Origin of the sequence: Bacillus sp. FSL K6-2861, from assembly GCF_038630725.1 — a bacterium.
Classification (GTDB): domain Bacteria; phylum Bacillota; class Bacilli; order Bacillales; family Bacillaceae; genus Bacillus; species Bacillus velezensis.
In genome coordinates this window covers 3,868,543-3,888,376 of sequence record NZ_CP152037.1, presented here as the reverse complement: position 1 = coordinate 3,888,376, position 19,834 = coordinate 3,868,543, and the positions used below count along the sequence as shown (strand labels likewise).

18 protein-coding genes are annotated in these 19,834 nt (G+C 48.9%); 14 read left to right on the top strand and 4 right to left on the bottom strand.

The annotated features are described in order from the left end of the window. Nucleotides 1-121 precede the first annotated feature (121 nt). The 3 genes from pruA (at nt 122) to NYE62_RS19310 (ending at nt 4,866) form a co-directional block, all read left to right on the top strand. Nucleotides 122-1,669 (top strand): L-glutamate gamma-semialdehyde dehydrogenase, encoded by a 1,548-nt coding sequence (pruA, locus tag NYE62_RS19320; protein WP_003150992.1) that lies wholly within the window; start codon nt 122-124, stop codon nt 1,667-1,669. 71 nt (nt 1,670-1,740) lie between these two features. Next, entirely contained in the window at nt 1,741-3,423 is a 1,683-nt protein-coding gene (locus NYE62_RS19315) for a M20/M25/M40 family metallo-hydrolase (protein ID WP_007407678.1), read from the top strand. A gap of 24 nt (nt 3,424-3,447) precedes the next feature. Then, nucleotides 3,448-4,866, top strand: coding sequence for an amino acid permease (locus NYE62_RS19310; RefSeq protein WP_032868187.1), 1,419 nt, complete (start codon nt 3,448-3,450; stop codon nt 4,864-4,866). A 32-nt stretch (nt 4,867-4,898) separates the two neighbouring features. Here NYE62_RS19310 and NYE62_RS19305 read toward each other — a convergent pair whose 3' ends face one another. After that, the gene (locus tag NYE62_RS19305) at nt 4,899-6,101 is read right to left on the bottom strand and encodes a multidrug effflux MFS transporter (protein WP_033574367.1); all 1,203 of its coding nucleotides are present in this window, start codon (nt 6,099-6,101) and stop codon (nt 4,899-4,901) included. 222 nt (nt 6,102-6,323) lie between these two features. Here NYE62_RS19305 and NYE62_RS19300 point away from each other — a divergent pair, with 222 nt between their 5' ends. The 7 genes from NYE62_RS19300 (at nt 6,324) to NYE62_RS19270 (ending at nt 13,622) form a co-directional block, all read left to right on the top strand. After that, on the top strand, nt 6,324-7,562 hold the full coding sequence (locus tag NYE62_RS19300; RefSeq protein WP_085341589.1) for an MFS transporter: 1,239 nt from the start codon (nt 6,324-6,326) through the stop codon (nt 7,560-7,562). A 161-nt stretch (nt 7,563-7,723) separates the two neighbouring features. Then, complete coding sequence (locus tag NYE62_RS19295; protein ID WP_015418458.1) at nt 7,724-8,338, top strand: bacilysin biosynthesis protein BacA; 615 nt, start codon at nt 7,724-7,726, stop codon at nt 8,336-8,338. Then, complete coding sequence (locus tag NYE62_RS19290; protein WP_003151000.1) at nt 8,328-9,038, top strand: cupin domain-containing protein; 711 nt, start codon at nt 8,328-8,330, stop codon at nt 9,036-9,038. Before NYE62_RS19295 ends, NYE62_RS19290 begins: the two co-directional genes overlap by 11 nt. After that, nucleotides 9,035-9,796: a dihydroanticapsin 7-dehydrogenase gene (gene bacC, locus NYE62_RS19285; RefSeq protein ID WP_007407673.1), complete on the top strand. Its 762-nt coding sequence runs from the start codon at nt 9,035-9,037 to the stop codon at nt 9,794-9,796. Before NYE62_RS19290 ends, bacC begins: the two co-directional genes overlap by 4 nt. 17 nt (nt 9,797-9,813) lie before the next feature. Next, the gene (locus tag NYE62_RS19280) at nt 9,814-11,232 is read left to right on the top strand and encodes an ATP-grasp domain-containing protein (RefSeq protein ID WP_123117498.1); all 1,419 of its coding nucleotides are present in this window, start codon (nt 9,814-9,816) and stop codon (nt 11,230-11,232) included. After that, nucleotides 11,229-12,410 (top strand): MFS transporter, encoded by a 1,182-nt coding sequence (locus tag NYE62_RS19275; protein ID WP_335389898.1) that lies wholly within the window; start codon nt 11,229-11,231, stop codon nt 12,408-12,410. Before NYE62_RS19280 ends, NYE62_RS19275 begins: the two co-directional genes overlap by 4 nt. A gap of 12 nt (nt 12,411-12,422) precedes the next feature. Beyond that, a complete protein-coding gene (locus tag NYE62_RS19270) occupies nt 12,423-13,622 on the top strand; it encodes a pyridoxal phosphate-dependent aminotransferase (protein WP_064108081.1) in 1,200 nt (399 codons plus the stop codon). 16 nt (nt 13,623-13,638) lie between these two features. Here NYE62_RS19270 and NYE62_RS19265 read toward each other — a convergent pair whose 3' ends face one another. Together NYE62_RS19265 and hemQ are read right to left on the bottom strand one after the other, a co-directional pair. Then, the gene (locus tag NYE62_RS19265; protein WP_007407669.1) at nt 13,639-14,418 is read right to left on the bottom strand and encodes an SDR family oxidoreductase; all 780 of its coding nucleotides are present in this window, start codon (nt 14,416-14,418) and stop codon (nt 13,639-13,641) included. Nucleotides 14,419-14,537: 119 nt separating this feature from the next. Beyond that, nucleotides 14,538-15,302 carry a hydrogen peroxide-dependent heme synthase gene (gene hemQ, locus NYE62_RS19260; RefSeq protein ID WP_199022231.1) on the bottom strand — a complete coding sequence of 255 codons (765 nt, stop codon included), beginning with the start codon at nt 15,300-15,302 and terminating at the stop codon, nt 14,538-14,540. A 261-nt stretch (nt 15,303-15,563) separates the two neighbouring features. Between hemQ and pta the strand changes: the two genes are divergently transcribed. Beyond that, entirely contained in the window at nt 15,564-16,535 is a 972-nt protein-coding gene (gene pta / locus NYE62_RS19255) for a phosphate acetyltransferase (RefSeq protein WP_003151012.1), read from the top strand. 37 nt (nt 16,536-16,572) lie between these two features. Here pta and NYE62_RS19250 read toward each other — a convergent pair whose 3' ends face one another. Beyond that, nucleotides 16,573-17,550 carry a putative sulfate exporter family transporter gene (locus tag NYE62_RS19250; protein ID WP_020957986.1) on the bottom strand — a complete coding sequence of 326 codons (978 nt, stop codon included), beginning with the start codon at nt 17,548-17,550 and terminating at the stop codon, nt 16,573-16,575. Between the two features lie 115 nt (nt 17,551-17,665). Between NYE62_RS19250 and NYE62_RS19245 the strand changes: the two genes are divergently transcribed. The 3 genes from NYE62_RS19245 (at nt 17,666) to NYE62_RS19235 (ending at nt 19,808) form a co-directional block, all read left to right on the top strand. Next, nucleotides 17,666-18,565, top strand: coding sequence for a LysR family transcriptional regulator (locus NYE62_RS19245; RefSeq protein WP_020957985.1), 900 nt, complete (start codon nt 17,666-17,668; stop codon nt 18,563-18,565). A 46-nt stretch (nt 18,566-18,611) separates the two neighbouring features. Then, on the top strand, nt 18,612-19,475 hold the full coding sequence (locus tag NYE62_RS19240) for a biotin/lipoate A/B protein ligase family protein (RefSeq protein WP_105322151.1): 864 nt from the start codon (nt 18,612-18,614) through the stop codon (nt 19,473-19,475). Nucleotides 19,476-19,628: 153 nt separating this feature from the next. Beyond that, a complete protein-coding gene (locus tag NYE62_RS19235) occupies nt 19,629-19,808 on the top strand; it encodes a hypothetical protein (protein ID WP_003151018.1) in 180 nt (59 codons plus the stop codon). Nucleotides 19,809-19,834 lie beyond the last annotated feature (26 nt).

Sequence of the window (19,834 nt, the reverse complement as noted above, 5' to 3'; positions counted from 1 at the left end):
ACAAGCTTCGTCCGCTTTCGGCAAAGATTTTCTTATTTTTATCACAAATTGCTATGCTGGTATGCTTCTTGCATCATCATAAAGCGTGAGCACACATTACAAAATACGGGGAGGAATTCTAATGACAGTTTCATACGCACACGAACCATTTACAAATTTTCAGGAAGAGACAAATAAACAATCGTTTCAGGAAGCGCTGGCTTATGTGAATTCACAGCTCGGCAAGCATTATCCGCTTATTATCAACGGTGAAGCGATTGAAACGGATAAAAAGATCATTTCCGTCAATCCGGCAGATAAAAAAGAAGTGATCGGTTCTGTATCGGCCGCCGGAAAAGAACTTGCGGAAAAGGCCATGCAGGCTGCGCTGCAGGCATTTCAAACATGGAAAAAAGTACGGCCGGAACACCGCGCGAATGTGCTGTTTAAAGCGGCGGCGATCATCCGCAGAAGAAAGCACGAATTCTCCGCGTATCTAGTGAAAGAAGCGGGAAAACCGTGGAAGGAAGCGGATGCGGATACGGCGGAAGCGATCGACTTTTTAGAGTATTACGCCCGTCAGATGCTGAAACTGAAAGACGGTTCTCCTGTAAAGAGCCGTGACGGAGAATATAATCAGTATCACTATGAGCCGCTTGGGGTGGGAATCGTCATTTCTCCATTCAACTTCCCGCTTGCGATCATGGCGGGAACGGCGGCGGCAGCCATCGTAACAGGCAACACGATACTGCTGAAACCGGCGGATGCGGCGCCTGTCGTGGCGGCGAAATTCGTTGAAGTGATGAAAGAAGCGGGCCTGCCGGACGGCGTGCTCCAATTCATACCGGGCGACGGAGGAGAAATCGGCGACTATCTGGTTGAGCATCCGAAGACGAGATTTGTGTCGTTTACAGGTTCCCGCGCGGTTGGATGCCGTATTTATGAACGCGCCGCAAAAGTACAGCCGGGCCAAAAGTGGCTGAAACGGGTCATTGCCGAAATGGGAGGGAAAGATACGGTGCTTGTAGACAGAGATGCTGATCTTGATCTTGCCGCTTCCTCAATCGTGTATTCCGCCTTCGGATTCTCAGGCCAAAAATGTTCAGCCGGTTCCCGTGCGGTCATCCATCAGGACGTCTATGATGAAGTTGTTGAAAAAGCCGTCGCTTTAACAAAATCACTCACCGTCGGAAGTCCGGAAGATTTTGATACATACATGGGGCCAGTCATCCACGAAGCATCTTATAATAAAGTCATGAGTTATATCGAAATCGGCAAAACAGAAGGAAAACTCCTGACGGGAGGCGAAGGTGATGATTCAAAAGGATACTTTATTCAGCCGACCATTTTTGCGGATGTTGATGAAAACGCCCGCCTGATGCAGGAGGAAATTTTCGGGCCGGTCGTCGCGATCTCAAAAGCCCGTGATTTCGACCATATGCTTGAGATTGCCAATAATACCGATTACGGACTGACGGGCGCTCTGTTATCGAAAACCCGCGCGCACATTGAACGCGCCCGCGAAGATTTTCACGTCGGGAATCTATACTTCAACCGCGGATGTACGGGAGCGATTGTCGGATACCAGCCGTTCGGCGGCTTCAATATGTCAGGAACCGATTCAAAAGCCGGAGGACCTGACTATCTGATTCTTCATATGCAGGCAAAAACAACGTCTGAAGCCTATTAATCTTTCGGAAATAGCGCGATGAAAAAGAGAGTCGCGCTATTTTCTCTATATGAGGGTAAGGAGGATGGAACATGTATCAGCAGCTCAGCAAAATGCTTCCGGAGGAGAAAATAGAAGCCATTACAAAATCACTGGTGGCGTTAAACAGCATCAACGGCACATTGGGAGAAGGAAAAAAAGCCGACTATATCAAAGATATGATCAAGAGCTTTCCCTACTTTCAAGAGAATCCGTCACATGTGTGGGAGCAGGCGATTCCTGAGGACCCTTACGGCCGCAAAAATATTTTCGCATTTATTGAGGGAAACGGCGAAAGCCTGAATACGGTCATTTATCACGCTCATCTTGATACGGTCGGCATCGAGGATTTCGGCCCTTTAAAAGATATCGCTTTTGATTCCGACCGTCTCGCGGAGTATTTCTCAAACTATGAATTTGATCGGGATGTGCAGCGGGACGCCCGCTCAGGCGAGTGGATGTTCGGAAGGGGTTCGGTTGATATGCAGAGCGGTATTGCCGTTCATCTCGCCAATCTGCTTCACTTTTCTGAACGGCGTGATCAGCTGCCGGGCCATATTCTGTTCATGGCAAACCCGGATGAAGAAAGTCAGCATTCCGGCATTTTAACCAGCATTTCTGAATTAAAACGGCTGAAACAAGAAAAGCAGCTTCGTTATTTAGCAGCGATTAATAACGATTTTATCACCCCGCTGTATGAGGGTGACACGACAAGGTACATCTACACGGGCGCGGCAGGGAAGCTTTTGCCTTGCTTTGCGATTTACGGGCGGGAGGTGCATGTCGGTGATACGCTGTCCGGCATCGACCCGAATTTGATCGCGTCAGAAATCACCAGAAGAATTCACAACAATATTCATATGGCGGAAAACATTGAAGGGGAGCTTGTGCTTCCGCCGACCTGCCTCTACCAGCGTGACAACAAGGAAGCGTATAACGTGCAGACCGCCGTCAGCAGCTATGTCTATTTTAATTATTTTATTTACGAGAAAACCGCCAAAGAAGTCATGGATCAGCTGACCGCCGTGGCTGACGAAGCCTGCAAAGAGACAGAACGAAAATTATCTGATTATTACGACGAATACTGTGAGAGAACGAGCCTGCCGAAAAAAGAGATGTCATGGAACGTTCAAGTGTACAGTCTGGAAGATTACCTGAAAAGGCTGAGAAGCCGCGGGATAGACCCTGCACAGTGTATCGGGCAGGCATTTAAAACATATGAACATCTTGAACTGCGGATGAGATGCTTTAAAGCCGTCGAGGAACTGCAAAAACTCGATCCTGAGCAGGGAGCCAAGGTCATTATTTTCTATGCGCCGCCTTACCTTCCGCACAATTATCTGAAAGAAGAGAGCACACGGGACCGGCTTTTGCAGCATGTCATTCAAGAAGCGGTCGATAAAACAGCGGCGTCAACCGGAGAAACATTCGCCTTTAAAAAGTTTTTCCCTTATTTAGCGGACGGAAGCTTTTTATCGCTGCATGAAACAGACGAGGAGGTCTCCGCCTTTACCGATAATTTTCCGGGCTGGGATGTCATCGGGACGATTCCTTTTAAAGAAATCAGGGAATTGAATATTCCGTCGGTCAATATAGGGGTATACGGAAAGGACGGCCATAAATGGACGGAACGCGTGTACAAGCCGTACACATTCCATGTGCTGCCGGAACTCATTCAACAGACAACAATGCACCTTTTGCACAGCTACCGATTAGACATACGCACAAATGGCTGACATAACAGAATAAGGGGGATGTATATGCAGGGAGATACCAATCAAACTGAATTGCAGCGCACGATGAAGGGCCGGCATTTGTTTATGATCGCCCTCGGCGGCGTGATCGGGACGGGGCTTTTTCTGGGCTCCGGTTTTACGATCAGTGAAGCGGGACCGATCGGCGCGATATTGGCTTATGTGATCGGCGGATTTTTAATGTATTTGGTGATGCTTTGTTTGGGGGAGCTCGCGGTCGCCATGCCGGTCGCAGGATCATTTCAGGCGTATGCGGCAAAGTTTCTCGGGCCGTCGACGGGTTTTACGATCGGATGGATGTACGCATTCAGCTGGGCCAATACAGTGGGGCTTGAACTGACGTCGGCGGGGATTTTAATGCAGCGGTGGTTTCCGGCCGTTCCGATTTGGGTGTGGTGCCTTGTATTCGGCGTCGTCATTTTTTCCATTAACGCGCTGTCTGCGCGGAGTTTTGCGGAAATGGAATTTTGGTTTTCCAGCATTAAGGTCATGGCCATTGTATTGTTTATTATTCTCGGCTGCGCTGCGGTATTCGGCTTTGTCGGTTTTAACGGCGGGCAGACGGCTCCGTATCTGTCAAACTTTACGACGGACAAAGGGCTTTTCCCGAACGGTGCCCAAGCCGTGCTGTTTACCCTTGTCATGGTGAATTTTTCATTCCAGGGCACCGAGCTGGTCGGAATCGCCTCGGGAGAAAGCGAAAATCCGGAAAAGACGCTTCCCCGCTCAATCCGAAACGTCATATGGCGGACGCTGTTTTTCTTCGTGCTGGCGATGTTTGTTCTCGTGTCCATTTTGCCGTACCAAACGGCAGGCGTCATCGAAAGCCCGTTTGTGGCTGTGCTGGATAAAATCGGCGTTCCCTATGCGGCTGATATCATGAACTTTGTCATCCTGACCGCCATGCTGTCGGTGGCGAATTCCGGGCTGTACGCTTCGTCCAGAATGATGTGGTCCCTATCAAAAACTAAGATGGGTCCCGCTTCCTTAACGAAACTGACGAAAAAAGGCGTGCCTCTGAAAGCTCTTTCCATCACCATCGCTATCTCCGGTTTATCCCTGCTGACAAGTGTATTCGCGGCTGAAACGGTGTATGTGTGGCTCATTTCCATCTCCGGTATGATTACCGTCGTCGCGTGGATGTCAATCTGCGCTTCACAATTCGTTTTCCGGAGACGCTTTCTCGCTGAAGGAGGAAATCTGAAAGACCTGGCATTTAAAACGCCTCTTTATCCGATCGTGCCGATTCTCGGATTTTCGGTTTACGGTCTTATCTTAATCAGTCTCATCTTTATCCCCGACCAGCGTATCGGTCTGTACTGCGGCGTCCCGCTGATGATCATCTGTTACGCGTATTATCACTTCGGTATTAAAAAACGCCTGAATCGTGAGCCGGCTTCTTCGAAAAAAGGCGCTGCCGGATAAGAAAAAAAGCCCTCCGCAAAAAGCGGCGGGCTTTACTTTGTTTTTCGTTTGGCCGACAGCACATAGGATAGAACGGCAAAGAACTCAAAACCGAAAATGCTGACGGCCATCGGCCAGGCATTTTCTTCTCCGGCAATCCCGACAAGGGGAGCGGCAGCCGCACCGCCGATAAAGGGCAGGAGTCCGAGAAGAGCCGCAGCGCTTCCCGCGCCTTTCTCCTGTTTCTGCATAGCCAGAGAAAATCCCGTCGTCGTGACGATCCCGACAGAAGAAACAATGATGAATAAAGAAATGCAGACCGCCGTCAGGCCTAAACCAAACGCAAGTGATAAAAGCAAAGCGATGCTTCCGATGACGGCGATCAACAGCCCGGAGACAAACAGCTTCCGTTCATCATGTGTTTTGGCCATCCGTCCGGTGATTTGGGTGGCGCATATGATTCCCGCACCGTTTACGGCGAACAGCAGGCTGAACATTTGCGCCGATACGCCGTAGATGTTTTGCAGTACAAACGGCGACCCGGCAATATATGCGAACATGCCGGTCATCACAAATGCCTGGCTGAGCGCAAATCCCATAAACATCCGGTCGCCAAGCAGGCCCCGAAACGTCATCAGCGTCTCCCGGAGTCCGCCGCTTGTCCGCTTTTCCGGCGGGAGTGATTCAGGCAACGCCGTAAGCACGGCGGCAGTAATGATACAGCCGATCACCGCCAGCACGACAAATACGATTTTCCAGCCGGCAAACTGAAGGATAAATCCCCCTGTAATCGGCGCTAAAATCGGTGCCGCCCCATTGACGAGCATCAGTAATGAGAAAAAAGCCGTCAATTCTTTTCCGGAATACATATCGCGTGCGGACGCCCGTGCGATGACGATTCCGGCCGCCCCGGTGAATCCTTGAATAAACCTCATGACAATTAAAAACGAAACAGAAGGGCTGAAGGCGCATAATAAAGAAGACAGCGTATAAAGCAGCAATGACAGAATGAGCGGCTTCCGGCGCCCGATCATATCACTGAACGGCCCGACAACGATCTGCCCGACCGCCAGCCCCAAAAGACAAAACGTCAGGCTCAGCTGCGCAAGTGACGCTGTCGTATGAAGATCGGCCGCCACTTCAGGCAAAGCGGGCAGATACATATCGAGCGAAAGCGGCCCGAATGAAGCGAGCGTCCCGAGAATCAGTACCATGCCGAGGCCTGCGCGGGCGGCCTTTGAATCAGCGTTATTCATTCCATGACCCCCACCTTAACAAATGATTCTATCACTATAGCATAACCGGACGGCGTATTTTATATCATTTATTGAATACAAACTAAATATTTTATTTAAAATCTGAATGTAAATAAAAAATTGGAATTAGTTTTCATGTGAAATGTAAAATGAAATATAAGGATGCTAAACTATAAAACAACAAAAGGTAGAAAAGTTTTACGGAAGAGGTGTTCAAAGAGCATGAACAGCAAACAAACCGATCACATCGAAACGAAACGCCGATTTCCGATCTGTCTCGCGCTTGCTTTGACATTAGGCGTATTTGCCGCCGGTTCTGAAGAGCTGGTGATTTCTCCGCTGCTTCCGGATTTAGCGCGGGCTTTCAGCTCGGATGTCAGTGTGCTGGCGCTTTCCATCAGTATTTACGGATTGATGATTTTTATCGGCGCGCCGCTTCTCGTTCCGCTGGGAGATAAATATTCCCGGGAACTCAGCCTGATGACGGGGCTCCTTATATTTACGGCCGGCACGGTGATCTGCGCGCTGGCGCACAATCTCTTTTTCTTCTTTCTGGGCAGGGCGCTTTCCGGGCTTGCGGCGGGTGCGTTTGTGCCGACAGCTTATGCGGTGGTCGGCGACCGTGTGCCTTATGCGTACCGCGGCAAGGTGATGGGTCTGATCGTGTCAAGCTGGTCGCTCGCTTTGATTTTCGGCGTTCCGATCGGCTCTTTTATCGGCGGCGTTTTAAATTGGCGGTGGACGTTTTGGATTTTCGCCCTCATGTCTGTCCTCGTTGCTTCGCTCATTTTCATTGAGGCGCGCCGCAGCACGACGGATGGGGATAAAACAGAAGAGGAAAACGGACGGCAGGCAGGCACTTTCCGGGATGCGCTGAAGGTGCCCCGTGTCCCTGTATACCTCACGATCACTTTTTGCAACATGATCGGTTTTTACGGCATGTATTCCTTTCTCGGCACATATCTTCACCGCGTGCTGCCGGGGGGGAATACAGCTTCAGGGCTGCTGATCATGGTGTACGGAATCGGTTTTTCCATGAGCGTGTTCACCGGAAAAATCGCAGATAAGGCGGGGAAAATGCGCTCTTTGATGGCGGCATTGGCCGTGATCAGCATATGGCTTTCCTGTCTCGCCTATGCGCCGTCATCAATGCCGTTTTTGGTCATCGGGTTATTCGTCTGGGGATTGATGCAAAGCCTGACGGTGACCTTGCTCAGCACCATTTTAAGTGATTGCTCACAGAGCCGCCGGGGCAAAATCATGGCATTTTACAGCCTGGCGTCCAATTTGGCCGTCACCTTGGGTTCTGCTGTCATGGGTCCGGTCTATGTCGGATACGGATATGCAGCTGTCGGATTTATTTGTGCGGCCGTCACCCTCATCGGCTTTGTCCTCAGCGTTTTCGCATACAGAAGGTATGGGAAATATGAGCATCAGGCCGACCAATCATTGTATCGGTAAAATAAAGTTTCTATAATTTTGCAAATGTTAATTTTTAACACCTTATATCTTAAGGTGTTTTTTAATATATAGGAATAATTATCAATATTTTCAAATAATATTGACAGCTTGAACGTCTATGGATAATATTTACTTAAAATTTAACAGATTGGTTGGTGCTCATGATTATATTGGATAATAGCATTCAAACGAAAAGCAAGGCTTATTCAATATCTAAACTGATTACGATCAACACGCTCGGTCCTGAAGGGACAAGCAGTGAGTACGCAGCAAAAAACTTCATCACCAATTTTACCCTTCTCCAAGGGGTGAACAGCAAATTATCACTGCATGATACATTTGAATCGTGCATTGAAAAAACGCTTCAAAGTCCGCTGGAATACACAATTGTGCCTCACGCGTATGACGGCATTAAGCACTTCTACATGAGACCGGATCTGCAGCTTCTGCAAATTTTCAGGTGCGACACCCCGATGTACGGCCTGGCTGTCCGGCCCGGTTTTGAATATACGGATGACATGCTTGATCAGACTGTCATCGTATCCCACCCGTCTCCTATCAATTTGATTAAGTATTTTACCCGTAAAGATGTCACGTTTGATCTGGTGAACTCAACGAGCGCAGCCGCGAAAAGAGTGAAGGACGGTTTGTCCGACATCGCGCTGACAAATGAGCTGGCCAGACAAAAGTACGGCCTTCACTTTGTCAAAACATTTAAAAGCATTCCCATGAGCTGGTCATTATTCGGAAAAGGAGAGATTCATGATGAAAACTGAACAAGATTTGCAGGAACTTTATTTCCCGACGCCTAAATTAATAGAATGGGATAACGGAGTAAGACAATATTCGTCCGTCAGAGGAGATACGGAAGTTCTGCTTTCTTACGTTCCGCCGCATACAAACGTGGAACCGCATCAGCATAAGGAAGTCCAAATCGGCCTTGTCGTTTCCGGCGAGCTGTCCATGACTGTCGGAGATGTCACAAGAAAGATGACAGCGCTGGAATCAGCCTATATCGCGCCTCCTAATGTGCCTCACGGAGCAAGAAATGAGACGGATCAAGAAGTGATCGCCATTGATATTAAACGCCTGAAAGCCGGTGAGACCTACACAAGCCCTGAAGATTATTTTTTGAATATTTTTAAAACGAGAGACTTATTGCCCGGTATGGAAGTCACGTTCTTCGTGGAAGACTGGGTGGAAATCATGCTTGCCAACATTCCGGGCAACGGGGGAGAAATGCCGTTCCATAAACACCGCAATGAACAGATCGGCATCTGCATCGGCGGCGGCTATGATATGACCATTGAAGGCTGCAAAGTGGATATGACATTCGGCACAGCTTATTTCTGCGATCCGAGAGAAGATCACGGCGCCATCAACAGATTTGAAAAAGATTCAAAATCAGTCAATATCTTTTTCCCTCCGCGCTATAACAGAGCAAAAGCGAAAAAATTAGAGGCGAAAGAGTCATGAACCTGACGGATAAAACCGTCCTCATCACAGGGGGCGCATCAGGCATCGGTTATGCCGCGGTTCAGGCGTTTCTGAATCAGCAGGCGAATGTGGTCGTCGCGGATATTGATGAGGCGCAGGGAGAAGCGATGATCAGGAAAGAAAACAATGACAGGCTGCATTTTGTGCAGACGGATATTACAGATGAGCCGGCATGTCAAAACGCCATCCGGTCAGCGGCGGACAAGTTCGGCGGATTGGACGTGTTAATCAATAACGCCGGCATCGAAATTGTCGCCCCGATTCATGAGATGGAGCTGAGCGATTGGAACAAGGTGCTCAACGTCAATCTGACGGGCATGTTTCTTATGAGCAAGCACGCGCTCAAGTATATGCTCAAAAGCGGCAAGGGCAACATCATTAATACGTGCTCCGTCGGAGGAGTCGTTGCATGGCCCGACATTCCCGCATATAACGCCTCTAAAGGCGGCGTATTGCAGCTGACGCGTTCGATGGCCGTCGATTACGCCAAACACAACATCCGCGTCAATTGCGTGTGCCCGGGAATCATTGATACACCTTTGAATGAAAAGTCGTTCCTTGAAAACAACGAAGGCACGCTTGAAGAAATCAAAAAAGAAAAAGCGAAAGTCAATCCGCTGCTGAGACTCGGCAAGCCTGAAGAAATAGCGAACGTCATGCTGTTTCTCGCGTCGGATTTATCAAGCTATATGACCGGAAGCGCGATCACCGCAGACGGTGGATACACCGCACAATAGAGAAGGAGTGTTTACATATGGAGAGAAAAACAGTATTGGTTATCGCTGACCTTGGGGGATGCCCGCCGCATATGTTTTACAAAAGCGCAGCCGAAAAATACAACCTCGTCAGCTTTATTCCGAGACCTTTTGCAATTACAGCCTCTCATGCGGCATTAATTGAAAAATACTCGGTCGCGGTCATAAAAGATAAAGACTATTTTAAGAGTCTGGCTGATTTTGAGCATCCCGATTCGATTTACTGGGCTCATGAAGATCATGACAAACCTGAGGAAGAAGTAGTCGAAGAAATCGTCAAGGTGGCCGGCATGTTCGCGGTTGACGCCATTACGACCAACAATGAACTGTTTATCGCTCCGATGGCAAAAGCGTGTGAACGTCTCGGCCTGCGGGGAGCGGGCGTACAGGCCGCTGAAAATGCCAGAGATAAAAACAAAATGAGAGCCGCCTTCAACCGGGCCGGCGTCAAGTCTATCAAAAACAAACGGGTGACGACGCTGGAAGATTTCCGCGCCGCGCTTCAGGAAATCGGAACGCCGCTCATTCTGAAGCCTACATATCTGGCGAGCTCCATCGGCGTGACGCTCATCAAAGAGAGGGAAACGGCAGAAGCCGAATTTAACAGAGTCAATGAATACCTGAAGTCGATTAACGTACCGAAAGCTGTCACGTTTGAAGCGCCGTTTATCGCGGAAGAATTTTTGCAGGGCGAGTATGACGACTGGTACGAAACAAGCGGTTATTCCGACTATATCAGCATAGAAGGCATCATGGCCGACGGAGAATACTTCCCTGTCGCGATTCATGATAAAACACCGCAAATCGGATTCACGGAGACATCGCATATTACGCCGTCCATCCTGGATGATGACGCGAAGCGGAAAATCGTCGAAGCAGCCAAAAAGGCGAATGAAGGACTCGGCCTCGAAAACTGCGCAACCCATACAGAGATTAAATTAATGAAAAACCGGGAAGCCGGACTGATTGAATCAGCGGCACGATTTGCGGGCTGGAACATGATTCCGAATATTAAAAAGGTCTTCGGCGTCGATATGGCGCAGCTGTTATTGGATGTTCTCTGTTTCGGAAAAGAAGCCGATCTGCCGAAAGGATTATTGGAGCAGGAGCCATGCTATGTCGCCGACTGCCACTTGTATCCTCAGCATTTCAAAGAAAACGGCCAGCTGCCTGAGACGGCTGTCGATTTCGTCATTGAAAGCATTGACATTCCGGACGGCGTCTTAAAGGGAGACACCGAAATCATTTCTTTCTCGGCGGCCGAGGCGGGTACATCCGTGGATCTGCGGCTGTTCGAAGCGTTCAACAGCATTGCGGCGTTCGAACTGAAAGGAAGCAATTCGGGTGACGTGGCCGAATCAATCAAACAAATTCAGCAGCAGGCGAAGCTGACTGCAAAGTATGCGTTACCGGTATGAAACAGCTGAAACCGAACTCGAAGTATTTGCTTTTCGGGCAGGCGCTTTCGTTTATGGGAGACTATTGCGTTCTCCCGGCTCTGCTCATTTTGTCTACATACTATCATGACTACTGGGTGACGTCCGGCGTTATCGCGGTCCGCAGCATTCCGATGGTGTTTCAGCCGTTTTTAGGCGTGCTCGTGGACCGGCTCGACAGGGTGAAAATCATGCTGTGGACGGATGTGATCAGAGGTGTCATCTTTTTGGGGCTGACATTTCTCCCGAAAGGCGAATATCCGCTGCTTTTTCTGGCGCTGCTGTTTGTTTCTTACGGAAGCGGCGTGTTTTTTAACCCGGCACGTCTCGCGGTCATGTCGTCTTTAGAAGCGGATATTAAAAATATCAACACTTTGTTTGCAAAAGCCACGACGATTTCGATTATTGTCGGCGCTGCAGCCGGCGGACTTTTTCTGTTAGGCGGTTCTGTGGAGCTTGCCGTCGCGTTTAACGGGGTGACCTATCTTGTCTCCGCGTTTTTCATCAGCCGCATTAAGCTTCAATACGTGCCGATTCAGTCAGAAAACGTGAGAGAAGCTTTTCAGTCGTTTAAAGAAGGCCTGAAGGAAATCAAAACAAATGCTTTTGTGTTAAACGCCATGTTCACGATGATTACGATGGCGCTTTTGTGGGGTGTCGTCTACAGCTATTTCCCGATTGTCAGCCGCTTTTTAGGGGACGGTGAAATCGGCAATTTCATCCTGACGTTCTGTATCGGCTTCGGCGGCTTTATCGGCGCCGCTCTTGTCAGCAAATGGGGCTTTAACAACAATAAAGGGCTGGTGTATTTTACAGTGTTATCGATCGTCTCGCTTGCGCTGTTTTTGTTTACCCCGATTTTCGCCGTGTCAGTCATTGCCGCCATTCTTTTCTTTATCGCAATGGAATACGGTGAGGTGCTGGCGAAGGTCAAAGTTCAGGAGAACGCGGCGAACCAGATTCAGGGCCGGATTTTTTCGGTGGCGGAGGCCTCCATCGGATTGTGCATCGCCGTCGGTTCCATGCTGATCAACATTGTAGACGCGACAGTCATCATGGCGTTTATCGTCCTTTTGGTCAGCGGGCTGTTTCTGCATACAAAACTGGTCAATAAATCCTTTTCAGAACGGAATAACGAATCAGAGCAAATTCATTTATAAGGAGCCTTTCAGATGGAAATCATACCGTCCGACGTCATCAAGACACTTCCGAAACAGGAATTTTCGCTCGTTTTTCAAAAGGTAAAAGAGATGGAGAAAACGGGAGCCCAGATCATTAACCTCGGGCAGGGGAATCCCGATCTCCCCACACCGCCGCATATCGTTGAAACATTGCGGGAGGCTGCGCTGAATCCTTCGTATCACGGATACGGCCCGTTCAGAGGCTATCCGTTTCTGAAAGGAGCCATCGCGGAATTTTATGAGAGAGAGTACGGGGTATCGGTCAATCCGGAGACAGAAGTCGCGCTGTTCGGCGGAGGGAAAGCTGGTTTGTACGTTTTGACGCAATGCCTGCTGAATCCCGGCGATATCGCCTTAGTCCCGAACCCCGGCTACCCTGAGTATTTATCGGGCATTACAATGGCCAGAGCGGAGCTGCATGAGATGCCGCTTCATCCGGAAAACGGCTATCTGCCGGATTTTGAGCGGATTGATCCCGCCGTCCTGAAAAAAGCCAAGCTGATGTTTTTGAATTACCCGAATAACCCGACGGGCGCGACTGCAGATCAGGCGTTTTATGAAAAAGCGGCTGCGTTTGCAAAAAAACATGACATCCACCTTATTCACGATTTTGCATACGGCGCGTTCGAATTTGATCAGAACCCGGCCAGCTTTCTTCAGGCGAAAGAAGCGAAAACGGTCGGCGCGGAGCTTTATTCATTTTCGAAAACCTTCAATATGGCAGGCTGGAGAATGGCATTTGCCGTGGGGAATGAGAAAATCATTCAGGCGGTCAATGAGTTTCAGGATCACGTCTTCGTCGGCATGTTCGGCGGCCTTCAGCAGGCGGCAGCGGCGGCGCTGTCAGGAAATCCTGAGCATACCGAGCGTCTGAAGCGCACATATAAAGAACGGATTGACTTTTTCACGGCGTTATGTGAAAAGGAATTAGGCTGGAGCATTGAAAAACCGAAAGGGACTTTTTATGTATGGGCTGAAATTCCGAATGAATTCGAGTCTTCACACCAGTTTTCGGACTATCTGCTGGAGCATGCCCATGTTGTCGTGACGCCCGGCGAGATTTTCGGCAGCGGCGGAAAGCGTTATGTCAGAATATCAATGGTGGCCAAGCAGGGCGATTTAAGGGAATTCGTGCTGCGGATTCAAAAGCTCGGTTTATCCTTTCCTTCATTACAAGAAACATCCCGCTGAGAGCGGGATGTTTTTATTATATGCTTTTCATGCTGCCGCCGTCGGCTGATACTTGCTGTCCGGTAATATAGGAGGCTTCTTCAGAGGCAAGAAAGGCAGCCAGCGCCGCGGTTTCTTCCGCAGTTCCGACACGCTTCATCGGGACGCCTGATGCAATCCGTTCTTCCGCTTCCGCTTTAGAAATGCCGTTTTGCTTCATGACATTCTTCACGAATTGGTGATAACGGTCTGTGGCGATAAACCCGGGATTCAGACAGTTGACAGTAATGTGAAAAGGCGCAAGCTGAATGGCGATGTTTTTGCTGGCATTAATTAAAGCGGCGTTCATCATGCTGTTGGTAAACATATTGGCGCCGGGTTCTTTCCATAGGTTTCCGACGATATTAATGATTCTGCCGAATTCGTGCTGTTTCATGATTGCTGCGGCCGTTTTCATAGAGTCGATATAGGCGATCGTTTTATTCGTAAAGGTATTTGTCATATCCTCTATATCGCAGTTTTCAAAGGTATCCGGCGAGCCGCCCGGAATGTTGTTGATCAATACATCAAGCCGTCCGCATTGTGATCTGATCTCTTCAAAAATGCCGGCTCTTGTTTTCTGGTCCGACATATCCCCGGCCAGAACGGTGACGCCCGCATCCGGATGTTTGGCGAGGATCTCTTCTTTTACCGATTCGATATTTTCGGGAACTCGTGAATTAATGACGGTATGAAAGCCATTGTCCGCCAGTTTCAGAGCGATCGCTTTGCCGATCCCCTGACTGGCTCCCATAATAAACGCGGTTCGTTTTGACAACTGTCTGCACCCCTTTACCAAAATGGAATCTCCTTTACATCGTAAAAAAAAATGATAAAAATAGCAAATTTTATTTAAATTCTGAAAAAGAAAAAACCCGCCGGACAGGCGGGTGGTTGTTACACGTGCAAAAACTTCGGAAGCGTGTCGAGAGACAAGCGATTTCCGACAAAAAATGAACCGAATTCGCCGTAGCGCGCGCTGACTTCATCAAAGCGCATTTCGTACACAAGTTTTTTGAACTGAAGCACATCATCGCTGAAGAGCGTGACGCCCCATTCGTAATCGTCAAAACCGACAGATCCCGTGATAATCTGTTTGACTTTGCCGGCATAGCTCCGTCCGATCAAGCCGTGGCTTTTCATCAGGTTTCTGCGTTCATCCATAGAAAGCATGTACCAGTTGTCATTGCCGCTTCTTCTTTTATCCATCGGGTAGAAGCAGACGTATTTCGCTTCCGGCAGCTCAGGATACAGGCGGGCGCGGACATGCGGATTTTCATACGGATCGCCTTCTCCGCTTGCGAGGTAGTTGCTCAGCTCAACCACCGACACGTATGAATAAGCCGGGATTGTAAATTCAGCAAGCTTTGATTTGTTAAATTCAAGCTCGATTTCGTTCAGCTCTTCCATTGTCGGGCGAAGAATCATCAGCATAAAATCAGCTTTCTGTCCGACGATGCTGTAGATGGTTTGCGAGCCTTTGCCTTCTTTTTGGGCGACGCCCCATTTTTCAAGCAGTCCCGTAAATTCGTGAATAATCGACAGGCGCTCATCGCTGGATAACATCTTCCATGACGTCCAGTCCATTGTGCGGAAATCGTGAAGCGCGTACCAGCCGTCAAGCGTTTGGGCGGCTTCGTTCGTTTTTTGCTGCTCACTCATGTATCTTCACTCCTATATCTTTTCATTACATTGATGCCTTCACTATATCACAGTTTAACCGTTTCGGCTGTGGAGAAACCTTGAATAATCCGAAGCCTTGTGTCAGAAACTATGCCGTGAACAAACGGTCAATTAAATTAGTTAGAAAAATAAGATTTCTTTTTGAAAGCGCTATAATGGAAGTTGGTTATTTGAATTTAGCTGGAAGAAGAGTATGCTGTAAAAGTAAGCGTTTTTTGTCAACATAGAGGAGGGTATATCGTGGCAGATTTATTTACAAAAGTACAAGAAAAAGTCGCAGGAAAAGATGTGAAAATCGTATTTCCTGAAGGGTTGGACGAACGTATCCTGGTTGCGGTCAACAACTTGGCGGGCAACAAGGTATTAAAGCCGATCGTAGTCGGCAATAAAGAAGACATTCAAGCAAAAGCGAAAGAATTAAATCTTACGCTTGACGGCGTGGACATTTTTGACCCGCATACATATGAAGGCATGGAAGAACTCGTTCAGGCTTTCGTAGAACGCCGCAAAGGCAAAGCGACGGAAGAACAGGCCCGCAAAGCTTTGCTGGACGAAAACTATTTCGGCACGATGCTTGTGTACAAAGGTCTCGCAGACGGACTTGTCAGCGGAGCTGCACATTCTACTGCTGATACGGTGCGCCCTGCACTGCAAATCATCAAAACAAAAGAAGGCGTGAAAAAAACATCAGGCGTCTTCATCATGGCCCGCGGTGACGAGCAGTATGTGTTCGCTGATTGCGCGATCAACATTGCTCCTGACAGCCAGGACCTTGCCGAAATCGCCATTGAAAGCGCCAATACGGCTCAAATGTTTGACATTGACCCGCGCGTTGCCATGCTCAGCTTCTCTACAAAAGGATCGGCGAAATCAGACGAGACGGACAAAGTGGCTGAAGCCGTGAAAATTGCGAAGGAAAAAGCGCCTGAGCTTACGCTTGACGGCGAATTCCAATTCGACGCTGCATTTGTGCCATCTGTCGCGGAGAAAAAAGCGCCGGACTCCGACATTAAAGGAGACGCGAATGTATTTGTATTCCCAAGCCTTGAAGCAGGAAACATCGGCTACAAAATCGCTCAGCGCTTAGGCGGCTTTGAAGCGGTCGGACCGATTCTGCAAGGATTAAATATGCCTGTAAACGATCTTTCCAGAGGATGTAATGCGGAAGACGTCTACAATCTTGCGTTAATTACGGCTGCTCAAGCGCTGTAATCCGCAAAAGCCGGCCTTTACGAGGGCCGGCTTTTTTTTATAGAAAAAACGTCACTGCGGCCCAGCCGAACAGGGACAAACAGAGAGAACCGATCAAGCCTGCTGCGAGCGCCCGCCAGCCGTTATGACGAAACGCCGATATATGGACTTTCAAACCGAGACCCGCCATCGCCATGCCGATTAAAACATAAGACACTTGAACAAGAAACGCGGAAAACGAAGCTGAAATAACGCCTGATGTATGGATGGCGCTCATTCCGAGAAATCCGAAGATAAACCAAGGGATGGGGAGCGAAGCGGCAGAAGCCGTCTTTGACTTTCCGCTGCGGCGCGCCCGCATTCCGAGCATGAATGCGGCCGGGACGAGCAGCGCGACCCGGGTCAGTTTGACGATCACCGCCATCTCGACGGCTGCTTTTCCTCCGGCGCTGCCGGCCGCCGCCGCATGCGCCACCTCGTGAAGCGTTGCCCCGCAAAAGGCTCCGTAAGCCGCAGGAGAAAAGCCCAATCCATGATAAGCAAGAGAATATACAACAGTAAAAACGGTTCCTAATAACGAAACGGCGGCCGCGCTGATGGCGGCTGCATTTTCATTTGATCTGATCTGCGGCGCGATCGCGGCAATGGCAGCCGCTCCGCAGATCGCTGTGCCGCAGGCTGTCAGCGTGCTGAGTGTCTGATCTATACGGAACAGCCGGGACAGTCCGTATACAACGGCACCCGCAAACATCATACAGCAGACGGCAATTGCAAATACGTGCCAGCCCGCATGATAGATATCCGCCAGATTCAGTCTCATGCCAAGCAGGATGATGCCTGCTTTCAGCAAGTATTTGCTTGAGAACGCGATCCCCGGCTCTAATGCCGCCCGCTGTCCGAATACGGCGCGCCAGAGCATGCCGATCAGCATTGCAAGGACAAGCATTCCGAACATATGCAAAAACGGCAGGCGGCTGACATAGAAAGCCGCAAACGCAATTCCTGCGGTAACTGAAACACCTTTTACCATCTTCATCTCAGTCACTTCCCATTATCTTGATAACTCCACTTTACTGCGGTCTTAATCATTAGTAAAATATATTTATATGATCTAAACGATTAGGAAAAATAATGATTAGGGGCGATGCTTTTTGTATTATGGGGAACTGAAAACATTCATTGCCGTCGTGGAAGAAAAAAACTTTACAAAGGCGGCGCAGAAGCTGATGATTTCTCAGCCGAGCGTCAGCCTTCACATTAAAAACCTGGAGAAAGAATTTCAAACCGCCTTGCTGAACCGCTCTCCGAAGCACTTTACGACTACGCCGACGGGGGACATTCTCTATCAGCGCGCCAAGCAGATGGTCTTTTTGTACGAACAGGCGAAATCCGAAATTTACGCCCATCATCATTATGTCAAAGGGAAGCTCAAAATCGCCGCGAGCTTTACCATCGGCGAATATATTCTGCCGCCGCTTCTCGCAAAGCTTCATAACGAGTATCCCGAGCTGAACCTGGACGTCATGATCGGAAACACGGAGGAGGTCAGCGAAGCGGTTCGGATGCTTCAAGCCGATATCGGATTAATTGAAGGGCATACGGGGAAAAACGAGCTGGACATTCAGCCGTTTATGGAGGATGAATTGTGCATTGCCGCACCGAACGGACACCCGCTCGCCGGCAGAAAAAACATCCCGGCTGCAGAATTGCAAAATCAAGCGTGGGTGACGAGGGAGAAGGGTTCGGGAACGAGGGAATATTTAGACCATGTCCTTCAATCAAACGGACTGCGGCCGAAATCCATGATGACGATCAGCAGCAACCAGGGCGTCAAAGAAGCCGTGATCAGCGGAATGGGTCTTTCCGTTCTGTCAAAAAGCGTGCTGCAAAAGGATCTGCTTCACGGCAGCATTTCCGTGCTTGAGGTAAAAGGGTTCTCCTTAAAACGGAAACTGTCTATCATCCAATCTTCCATTATGGAGAACACAAAAAACAAAGAAATCTTCATCGCTCTATTGAAAAGCCAATTTCAATCATCACAAGCGGAGTGATATAATAAATGCATGGAAAGCCTATGACGAAAGGGATTTAATATAGATGGGAAAGCAACCGATTGATTTACTGATGCAGCCGAGCTGGAGAATCATTGACCAATCCAGCCTCGGCCCTTATTTTGATGCGAAGCAGTCATTCGCAATGGATGATACGCTGTGCGCCTCCGTAGGCAAAGGGGAATCGCCTGCGACGGCACGCTCTTGGGTGCACCACCGGACGATCGTGCTCGGCATTCAGGACACGCGCCTGCCGTTTTTAGAGGACGGCGTGAAATTGCTGGAGGACGAAGGCTACCGTGTCATTGTCCGCAATTCCGGAGGCCTCGCCGTCGTACTGGACGAAGGCGTATTGAATATCTCGCTTATTTTTGAAGACGAGAAAAAAGGCATCGACATCGACAGAGGCTACGAGGCGATGACAGAGCTGGTGCGGCGGGTGCTGCGTCCGCACCATGCCGAAATTGAAGCATATGAAATTAAAGGATCGTACTGTCCGGGCAGCTATGATCTCAGCATCGGCGGACGAAAATTCGCGGGAATCTCACAAAGACGCCTGCGGGGCGGAACCGCGGTTCAGATTTACCTCTGCGCCGATAAAAGCGGAAGCGAACGCGCCGATCTGATCAGACGTTTCTATCAAGCCGCTTTAAAAGACAAAAGCAACGATACAAAAGGCGTATATCCCGATATCCGGCCCGAAACGATGGCTTCATTAAGCGAATTGCTGCAAACGGACATTACCGTGCAAGACTTAATGCTGGCGCTTTTGACTGAACTGAAGGAACTCAGCGGACGTCTGTATGCAGCCGGGTTATCGCCGGAAGAGGAAATGGTATTTGAAAAAAATCTGACCCGAATGCTGGAACGGAATGAGAAGGTGTTCGGCACGCAGGAAAGCTTGGACTAAGTCCGGGCTTTTTTTGTTTTTGGTAATTATATACTATTTAGTTATAGTGAAAAAAGAAGTGTTATATGAAAACTAGTTTACATTATATACCTTATTTGATTAATATATTTATGTAGGTTCCAAATAATTCTATAAACTGAAGGAGATGGAGATATGAACTTTAAAAAAATAAAAGAAGAAAAAAGAATCACGATCCCGACACATTTGTTAGCCGGAGATGCGGAACAATCAGGCAATTCTTTCGCTTGGAGCGGCTGGGTGCTTGTAGTGCCGAGCCAAGAAGACAATCAAAACCCGAATTTGAATTTCTCTGATTTAGCCGCTCAAAAGTAGGATAATCACTGTTTGGAGCCTACACA

Excerpts from the sequence above, each read along its gene's own strand:
- NYE62_RS19305 (WP_033574367.1), bottom strand. The coding sequence starts at position 6,101 with ATGAATAACGCTGATTCAAAGGCCGCCCGCGCAGGCCTCGGCATGGTA.
- NYE62_RS19235 (WP_003151018.1), top strand. The coding sequence starts at position 19,629 with ATGAACTTTAAAAAAATAAAAGAAGAAAAAAGAATCACGATCCCGACA.
- bacC (WP_007407673.1), top strand. The coding sequence starts at position 9,035 with ATGAACCTGACGGATAAAACCGTCCTCATCACAGGGGGCGCATCAGGC.
- NYE62_RS19280 (WP_123117498.1), top strand. The coding sequence starts at position 9,814 with ATGGAGAGAAAAACAGTATTGGTTATCGCTGACCTTGGGGGATGCCCG.
- NYE62_RS19315 (WP_007407678.1), top strand. The coding sequence starts at position 1,741 with ATGTATCAGCAGCTCAGCAAAATGCTTCCGGAGGAGAAAATAGAAGCC.
- NYE62_RS19275 (WP_335389898.1), top strand. The coding sequence starts at position 11,229 with ATGAAACAGCTGAAACCGAACTCGAAGTATTTGCTTTTCGGGCAGGCG.
- NYE62_RS19295 (WP_015418458.1), top strand. The coding sequence starts at position 7,724 with ATGATTATATTGGATAATAGCATTCAAACGAAAAGCAAGGCTTATTCA.
- pruA (WP_003150992.1), top strand. The coding sequence starts at position 122 with ATGACAGTTTCATACGCACACGAACCATTTACAAATTTTCAGGAAGAG.
- NYE62_RS19240 (WP_105322151.1), top strand. The coding sequence starts at position 18,612 with ATGGGAAAGCAACCGATTGATTTACTGATGCAGCCGAGCTGGAGAATC.
- NYE62_RS19250 (WP_020957986.1), bottom strand. The coding sequence starts at position 17,550 with ATGAAGATGGTAAAAGGTGTTTCAGTTACCGCAGGAATTGCGTTTGCG.
- NYE62_RS19270 (WP_064108081.1), top strand. The coding sequence starts at position 12,423 with ATGGAAATCATACCGTCCGACGTCATCAAGACACTTCCGAAACAGGAA.
- NYE62_RS19300 (WP_085341589.1), top strand. The coding sequence starts at position 6,324 with ATGAACAGCAAACAAACCGATCACATCGAAACGAAACGCCGATTTCCG.
- NYE62_RS19290 (WP_003151000.1), top strand. The coding sequence starts at position 8,328 with ATGAAAACTGAACAAGATTTGCAGGAACTTTATTTCCCGACGCCTAAA.
- hemQ (WP_199022231.1), bottom strand. The coding sequence starts at position 15,302 with ATGAGTGAGCAGCAAAAAACGAACGAAGCCGCCCAAACGCTTGACGGC.
- NYE62_RS19310 (WP_032868187.1), top strand. The coding sequence starts at position 3,448 with ATGCAGGGAGATACCAATCAAACTGAATTGCAGCGCACGATGAAGGGC.